Origin of the sequence: Rhodococcus sp. EPR-147 (genome assembly GCF_001647185.1) — a bacterium.
Taxonomy (GTDB): domain Bacteria; phylum Actinomycetota; class Actinomycetes; order Mycobacteriales; family Mycobacteriaceae; genus Rhodococcoides.
In genome coordinates, this window is the sequence record NZ_LVCU01000458.1 from 1 (window position 1) to 7,064 (window position 7,064).

Sequence of the window (7,064 nt, forward strand, 5' to 3'; positions counted from 1 at the left end):
GTATTGGGGAGCGCCGTACTGAGGACCGCCGTACTGTTGGCCGCCGTACTGGGTAGCGCCGTACTGGCCGGACCCCTCGGATGGCGGTGGGTAACCGGTGCCGGGTGGAGGCCCGAACTGCCCCTGCTCGTCGACGCCGGGAGTGCCGTAGGTCGGAGTGCTGTACTTGGGATCGGGTGCGCCGTAGACGGGACCCGGCCCTGTAGGGGTGTTCTTCTCGAACGAGATCGTCGGCTCCGTCGAACCGGATCCGTCTTCCGGCGAACCGTTGGACGGCCATTTACCTGAGTCACTCACGTCGGGCTCCCTTGTGCGGATGCGGTGCGAACAAGGGTTCAGTCTCTCAGTTTTCGCCCCTGAGGGTCCGTCACATTGCCCACCAGTATCAGCACGCCGTCGACGAGGTGCCAGACGAACAGCCCGAACAACACGATCAGTCCGAGGCCGAACACTGCGGTGAGCAGCACCCCGAAGAAGAACAGGAGCAGCTGGGCGACACCGATCCCGATACTGCCGAGATAGAAGCGACCGACACCCAACCAGCCGAGAAATATCTGCAACAGGCCGCCGACGATCTTGGACTTGTCCGACAGCGGCTCGCCGGTCATCGGATCACGCCCGTACGGCGCATCGGGGCCTACACCGAACCCGGGTCCGCCCTGGTAGCCAGGGGGTACGCCATAGCCCTGCTGGCCGTAGCTCTGTTGCGGGAAACCCTGTTGGCCGTACCCCTGCTGTGGGTAGCCCTGCTGTTGATAACCCGGCTGTGGGTAACCCTGCTGTTGATACCCCTGCTGACCGAAATTCTGTGGCTGGCCGAAATTCTGTGGCTGGCCGTACCCCTGTTGCGGATAGCCCTGCTGCGGATACCCCTGTTGCGGATAACTCTGCTGGCCGTAACCCTGCTGCTGGTAGCCGGGGGGTGGCGGGAATCCACCAAGCGGATTGTCGGTACTGCCGTCCGGACTCGGTGCCGGGTAGCTCGGCGTGCTGGACCAACCCGGCCCGTTTCCGATACCCGAGTACGTGTCCCACCCCGGACCCGTGGGGCCGGTCGGACCGTGCGAGGGCGCGGACTCCGAGGTTCCAGGAGGCTCCGAGAGCGACGCTTCGGCAGTGGCGTCGTAGTCGAACGGCGTGCCGAACGATGCGGTCCGCTCGGTCGCGTTGTCGCTGGAATCGGCAGTGCCGGAACCCGGCTCGGGCTCGGGTCCAGGGGTCTTGTCGAAATCAACCACGCGTACTGCCTTCTTCCTCGGCTTTCTTGTCGGACGTCCCAGCGGGCTGCACGTCGGCGGTGCCCGCGTCCGTGGTGTCGTCGACCGGCGTCGGGCGCGAGTCTGTCGCATCCGACGAGGTGACCTCGGAGACCTCGCGATCCTCGTCGTCGTTCGACCTCAGCGTTGCCGGTTCTTCTCGGCCCTTGGTGGCGATCACGAAGTACGCAACCGCCAGAACGAAGATGATGGCGGAGGTGAAAGTGTTGATGCGGATACCGGCGATCGTCGTGGCGAAGTCGTCGCGCATGAGTTCCACCCAGAACCGCCCCGCGCAGTATCCGGCAACGTACAGCGCGAACAGTCGACCGTGGCCGATCGTGTACTTGCGGTCCACGAGAACCAGAAGGACGACGACCGCGACGCTCCACAACAGCTCGTACAGGAACGTCGGATGCACCACTTTTTCCACGAAACCGGTCGAGACTCCGTTGAGTGGATCGAGCCGTCCGTTGGCGTCGACCCGCTCGTAGATCTCCAGACCCCACGGCTGAGTGGTGGCACGGCCGTACAGTTCCTGGTTGAAGTAGTTACCGATGCGGCCGATCGCCTGGGCGAGAAGAATCGGTGGGCCGACAGCGTCACCGAATGCCGGCAACGGAATTCCGCGTCGACGGCAGGCGATCCAGGCACCGACGCCGCCGAGGAACACCGCTCCCCAGATTCCCAATCCGCCGTTCCAGACGTACAGCGCTTCGATCGGGTTTCCGCCGGGACCGAAGTAGGTCTTCCAGTCGGTTGCGACGTGGTACAGACGCCCGCCCAGCAGCCCGAACGGGACGGCCCAGACTGCGACGTCGAGGACTGTGCCCTTGGTTCCGCCTCGGGCCACCCAGCGTCGATCACCCCACACCACGGAAACGACGATGCCGATGATGATGAACAGGGCGTAGGCCCGCAGAGCCAACGGTCCGACGTGCCACACCCCCTGCGGCGGACTGGGAATGTAGGCCAGGATCGCGGTCGAAGTCACGACGCTACGTTAGCGGAACGGACACCCTCGGCGAGTTCCGTCGTCAGGTCGCGCACGGCGTCGAGTCCCTTGTCCACGGCACTGACCAATGCCGAACCGACGATCACGGCGTCGGCATACCGGGCGATCTCGGCAGCCTGCGCACCGGAACGGACACCGAGGCCGACACCGATCGGGATGTCGGAGTGCTCACGAATGCGCGCCGAGAGCGCGGGGGCCATCGAGGACACCGCGTCGCGGGCTCCGGTGACGCCCATAGTCGAGGCCGCGTAGACGAAGCCGCTACTTGCTTCGACGGTGCTGACGAGCCGCTCCTCGGTCGACGACGGAGCGACGAGGAAGATTCGGTCGAGTTCGTAGCGGTTCGAGACCTCGATCCATTCCTGTGCCTCGTCGGGAATGAGATCCGGAGTGATGATTCCGAGCCCACCAGCGCCTGCGAGATCCCGCGCGAAGTTCTCGATGCCGTACTTGAGCACCAGGTTCCAGTAGGTCATGACAACCGCTTTTCCGCCCGCGGCAGAGACCTGCTCGGTGACTGCGAACACGTCCTTGACCCGAGCACCGGCTCGCAGCGCAACGTCGGCTGCGGCCTGAATCGTGGGGCCGTCCATCACCGGATCGGAATACGGAATGCCCACCTCGACGATGTCGCATCCGGCGTCGACCATGGTCTTGAACACCTCGACCGAGCGCGGCACAGTCGGAAAACCCGCGGGTAGGTATCCGACGAGTGCTGCGCGCCCTTCGGCACGGCACTGCGCGAAGGTCCCCGAGAGGCGAGAGTCGTTGTTGCTCATGGCTTGATCCCCACTTCGTCGTCCACGTTCGCTTCGCCGCCTCCGTCGATCAGCCCGAACCACTCGGCCGCGGTGTCGACATCCTTGTCGCCACGCCCGGAGAGGTTGACCAGGATGATCGCGCCTTCACCCAACTCCTTGCCGAGTGTCAATGCACCGGCGATGGCGTGCGAGGACTCGATGGCCGGAATGATGCCTTCGGTGCGGCACAGCAGCTTGAAGGCGTTCATGGCTTCGGTATCGGTGATGCCGCGGTACTCGGCGCGCCCGATGTCGTGCAGGTACGAATGCTCCGGACCGACGCCCGGGTAGTCCAACCCCGCCGAGATGGAGTGGGAGTCGACGGTCTGACCGTCCTCGTCCTGCAGCAGATACGAGTAGGCACCGTGCAGCGCTCCCGGGGTTCCACCGCTGATGGTCGCGGCGTGGCGACCCGTCTCGACGCCGTCACCTGCCGCCTCGAAACCGATCAGTCGAACGTCGGCGTCGTCGATGAAGGCGTGGAAGATGCCGATCGCGTTGGAGCCACCGCCGACGCAGGCAGCGATGGCGTCGGGCAGCCTGCCCGTGGACGCGAGCACCTGCTGCCGCGCTTCGAGGCCGATGATGCGCTGGAAGTCGCGCACCATGACCGGGAACGGGTGCGGCCCGGCGACAGTGCCGAAGCAGTAATACGTGTTGTCCGCGTGGGTGACCCAGTCGCGCAGCGCCTCGTTGATCGCGTCCTTGAGAGTGCGTGAACCGGACTTCACTGCGACGACTTCCGACCCGAGCAAACGCATTCGGGCGACGTTGAGGGCCTGGCGCTCGGTGTCGACCTCGCCCATGTAGACGACGCAGTCGAGACCCATCAGCGCACAGGCCGTGGCGGTCGCGACGCCGTGTTGACCGGCACCTGTCTCCGCGATGACACGAGTCTTGCCCATCCGCTTGGCGAGCAAAACCTGGCCGAGAACGTTGTTGATCTTGTGAGAACCGGTGTGGTTGAGGTCTTCTCGCTTGAGAAGAATACGAGCGCCGCCTGCGTGCTCGGACAGCCGTGTCGCCTCGAAGACCGGTGACGGGCGACCGGTGTAATCGCGCTGCAGTCGGTCGAGTTCAGCGAGGAACTCGTTGTCGCTGCGCACCTTCTCGTACTCGGCGGTGACTTCCTCGATCACACCCATCAGAGCCTCGGGCACGAATCTGCCGCCGTAGACGCCGAAGTGGCCACCCACATCGGGCTCGTGCGCGCTGCGATCGGTGAGGCCGATGCTGCTCTGCGGCAGATCAGCGCCCTTGAAACGGACTGCCTGCGGGGCGTCCGTGGTGGAAGAAGAATTGCTGGTGCTCACCGGTCCAGTGTGCCCCAACGGCGGACCGCAGCCGCGCTCGGGTCAGCGTGCGGGCTTGGGGCACGAGGGATGCGTTCCCGCCGTCACCAGGTCCGAGACGGCCGTGCGTGGATCCCCAGCCGTGACCAAGCCCTCGCCGACGAGTACCGCGTCGGCACCGGCACCGGCGTAGGCGAGCAGATCTGCAGTGCCCCGTACCCCGGACTCCGCGATACGGATGATCTCGCTGGGCAACCCGGGCGCGATACGGCCGAAGCTGTCACGGTCGATCTCGAGCGTCTTCAGATTGCGGGCGTTGATACCGATGACGCTGGCACCGGCTTCGAGGGCGCGATCCGCTTCGGCCTCGGTGTGCACCTCGACGAGCGCAGTCATACCCAGCGACTCGGTGCGGTCGAGCAACGAGGTCAACGCATCCTGTTCCAGTGCCGCGACGATCAGCAAGATGACATCGGCACCGTGGGCCCGAGCCTCGTGGATCTGGTACGGACCGACGATGAAATCCTTGCGCAGCACGGGAATCGAGACGGCGGCACGGACCGCGTCGAGGTCCGCGAGTGAACCGTGGAACCGACGCTCCTCGGTGAGAACGCTGATGATGCGAGCGCCGCCCTGCTCGTACGCGCGAGCGAGAACAGCCGGATCACCGATGTCTGCCAACGCGCCCTTGGACGGGCTCGCCCGCTTCACTTCGGCGATCACGCCGATGCCGTCCTCACGGAGGGCAGCTGCCGCGTCGAGGGGGGCCGGGGCTGCTTTCGCTGCTGCTTTCACGGCGGCGAAATCGCCCACCGATTCACGCGCGGCCACGTCGGCTCGCACACCGTCGAGAATCGAGTCGAGAACAGTCATGGTGCCCCCAGTCCTTTCTGAGCGTCGACGTCCGATGTGAGGAATCTCATCGGGGTCGGACCTAGCGTAGAGGTCCGTTTCAATCCGACGAACGCCGGGTACCGGACTCGTCGGTAGGGTCTTCGCCTGCGTCGAGCGCGTCCCACATCATGCGTTCGGTGAGGTCCTCTCCCTCGTCCTCCGCGCCGGCACCGGATGCCGTGGTGCGCGCGCGCCGAGCAATCTCGTCGCGACGCACCGCCGGGGCGTCGTACTTGGACGAGAGTACCTGCGGGGCAAACGTTTTCCGAATCGACACCACAGCAGCAGCGAAGGCGCAGACAGCACCGACGAGGGTGACGATCGCCGGCAGAATCGAGACGTCCGTCATCGAGACCTGGGCGCGTGCAGGAAGCTCAGCCAGCGCCGCGGATTCGGAATCCGAAGCCCCGGCAGTGAGCAGTCGAACTGCCGGAATCGCGGCCGCCACGGCTACGACAGCGATCAACAGGGCCAGCACCCGAGAGGCCCACCCTCGCACGGCGAACGACGCGGCGATCGCTGCCACCAGCACCAGCGCGAGCGGCGTCGTGGCAGCAGCCCAGGTGCTGCCGAGCAGCTCGTCCGTCCTGCTCTCACCGAGGCCGTCGAACGACGTCACCCGAACCCAGGTCATTCTCGACGCGCCCCACAGGCACGCCGCTGCAACGACCAGAAGGGCGACGGGCAGAGCGGCCGACCCGCGGCGACCGGATCGCTCGGTCATCGGCCGCCGACCTCACGGAGTGATTCCGCTGCCGCGACGGCTCCCAGCACCGCCATCGCCTTGTTCCGTGCCTCGTCGTCCTCGTATTCCGCAACCGAGTCGGCCACGACGCCTGCCCCGGCCTGAACGTAGGCGGTGCCGTCCTTGATCAGAGCGGTGCGAATCGAGATGGCCGTGTCGGCGTCCCCCGCGAAATCGAGGTAGCCCACGATGCCGCCGTAGATTCCGCGTCGCGTCGGCTCCAGCTCGTCGATCAGTTCCATCGCGCGCACCTTCGGGGCCCCGGAGAGGGTGCCTGCCGGGAAGCAGGCCTTGACCGCGTCGAGGGCGCGCTTGCCCTCGGACAACCGTCCGGTGACCGTCGACACCAGATGCATGACGTGGCTGTATCGCTCGATGTGGCGGTAGTCGCTCACGCGAACGGTGCCGGGAGCGCAGACGCGTCCGAGATCGTTGCGGCCCAGATCGACGAGCATCAGGTGTTCGGCGTTCTCCTTCTCGTCGGCGAGCAGGTCCTTCTCGAGCAGCACGTCCTCTTCTTCGGACGTGCCGCGCCAACGCGTACCCGCGATCGGATGCGTGGTGGCCAGACCGTCCACCACCGTCACCAACGCCTCGGGGCTCGATCCGACGATGGAGAACGCCGTCTCGTCGTTCTCGCCCGGGACGTGCATCAGATACATGTACGGGCTGGGATTGGAGGCGCGCAGCATTCGATAGACGTCGAGGGGTGACGCATCGGTGTCCATCTCGAAACGCTGAGAGAGCACAACTTGGAACGCCTCCCCTGCCTCGATCTCCTCCACCAGGCGAGCGACGTCGGCACCGAAGCCCTCGGACGTGCGCTGCCGCCGGAACTGCGGCGTAGGCCTGGAGACGGTGGAGACGGTGGAGGCAGCGGGCTTCGACAGGTCCGCACACATGCGATCGAGACGACGCACGGCGTCGTCGTACGCCTCGTCGACGTGCTCGTCGGTGCCGTTCCAGTTCACCGCATTCGCGATCAGGGTGATCGCACCCTCGTGGTGGTCGACGGCCGCGAGATCGGTGGCGAGCAGCATGACCATCTCCGGAACACCGAGA

General features: G+C 65.8%; 7 protein-coding genes and 1 pseudogene. All 8 read right to left on the minus strand.

The features are described 5' to 3' along the window. Positions 1-297 (minus strand): annotated as a pseudogene (locus A2J02_RS19900) (hypothetical protein); the annotation flags it as partial. Between the two features lie 38 nt (positions 298-335). Beyond that, entirely contained in the window at positions 336-1,238 is a 903-nt protein-coding gene (locus A2J02_RS19905; protein WP_068052593.1) for a TM2 domain-containing protein, read from the minus strand. Then, a complete protein-coding gene (lgt, locus tag A2J02_RS19910) occupies positions 1,231-2,250 on the minus strand; it encodes a prolipoprotein diacylglyceryl transferase (RefSeq protein ID WP_068052596.1) in 1,020 nt (339 codons plus the stop codon). The genes A2J02_RS19905 and lgt overlap by 8 nt, the downstream gene beginning before the upstream one ends. Beyond that, positions 2,247-3,050, minus strand: coding sequence for a tryptophan synthase subunit alpha (gene trpA / locus A2J02_RS19915; protein WP_068052599.1), 804 nt, complete (start codon positions 3,048-3,050; stop codon positions 2,247-2,249). Before trpA ends, lgt begins: the two co-directional genes overlap by 4 nt. Further along, complete coding sequence (gene trpB, locus A2J02_RS19920) at positions 3,047-4,318, minus strand: tryptophan synthase subunit beta (RefSeq protein ID WP_068052608.1); 1,272 nt, start codon at positions 4,316-4,318, stop codon at positions 3,047-3,049. The genes trpA and trpB overlap by 4 nt, the downstream gene beginning before the upstream one ends. 108 nt (positions 4,319-4,426) lie before the next feature. Further along, positions 4,427-5,236 carry an indole-3-glycerol phosphate synthase TrpC gene (trpC, locus tag A2J02_RS19925; protein WP_068052602.1) on the minus strand — a complete coding sequence of 270 codons (810 nt, stop codon included), beginning with the start codon at positions 5,234-5,236 and terminating at the stop codon, positions 4,427-4,429. A gap of 79 nt (positions 5,237-5,315) precedes the next feature. After that, entirely contained in the window at positions 5,316-5,981 is a 666-nt protein-coding gene (locus tag A2J02_RS19930; protein WP_068052605.1) for a TIGR02234 family membrane protein, read from the minus strand. Further along, positions 5,978-7,064, minus strand: a 1,087-nt coding sequence (locus A2J02_RS19935; protein WP_068052611.1) for a chorismate-binding protein, incomplete at its 5' end; no start/stop codon positions are given. The genes A2J02_RS19935 and A2J02_RS19930, both read right to left, overlap by 4 nt.

What these genes read in the sequence shown, in the direction of transcription:
- trpC (WP_068052602.1), bottom strand. Translation starts at nt 5,236, where the DNA reads ATGACTGTTCTCGACTCGATTCTCGACGGTGTGCGAGCCGACGTGGCC.
- A2J02_RS19930 (WP_068052605.1), bottom strand. Translation starts at nt 5,981, where the DNA reads ATGACCGAGCGATCCGGTCGCCGCGGGTCGGCCGCTCTGCCCGTCGCC.
- trpA (WP_068052599.1), bottom strand. Translation starts at nt 3,050, where the DNA reads ATGAGCAACAACGACTCTCGCCTCTCGGGGACCTTCGCGCAGTGCCGT.